The 708-nt window shown below is 30.2% G+C and carries 2 pseudogenes; both read left to right on the top strand.

Annotated elements, in window-relative coordinates:
- A pseudogene (locus RT405_RS00095) lies at window positions 1-255 on the top strand (uridine kinase); the annotation flags it as partial.
- Between the two features lie 261 nt (window positions 256-516).
- Window positions 517-708 (top strand): annotated as a pseudogene (locus RT405_RS00090) (transcription elongation factor GreA); the annotation flags it as partial.

Here is a 708-nt window from a genome sequence, read left to right as displayed (position 1 = left end):
AAAGTCTATGTTGATACAGATGATGATATACGTATCATCCGAAGAATCAAACGAGATATTGAGGAGCGAGGACGGACATTGAATTCTGTCATTGAACAATACCTTACAGTTGTTAAACCAATGCATACTCAATTTATTGAGCCGACTAAAAAATTTGCCGATATTATTATTCCTGAAGGCGGCAGTAACCAAGTAGCAATAGACTTAATGACTACGAAAATCAGAAGTATCCTTGAATATCAAATGAAAGCTTAAATTTCAAAAAAATAATGAAGGTATTTCAGTTGTCTTTAAAAGCAAAGATACTATTTTGTTTTTATCTATACCACTTCTCTATATAAATAGCAGTAGTTCAAAAATAAAACTTAAAATTAAATGAAATTAGATTTTAAGTGTTTACAAATGTCTGTCTTCATGGTATCTTGTCTCTATTGAAATTGTAAGTACGCTTTCAATAATAAAATAAATGAGATAAGAACCAATAGATAAGTTTGATTTAAAAAGGAGAATTTAGTTATGATAGAAAAGGTATATCCAATGACTTTAGAAGGTAAAGAAAAATTGGAAGCAGAATTAGAAGAATTAAAAACAGTGAAAAGAAAAGAAATCGTAGAAAGAATAAAAATTGCACGCAGCTTTGGAGATTTATCAGAGAACTCTGAATATGAATCTGCTAAAGACGAGCAAGCGTTTGTTGAGGGACGGATC

It is taken from the genome of Carnobacterium sp. (genome assembly GCF_032094055.1).
Taxonomy (GTDB): Bacteria; Bacillota; Bacilli; order Lactobacillales; family Carnobacteriaceae; genus Carnobacterium_A.
This window is presented reverse-complemented; position numbering and strand designations above follow the sequence as displayed.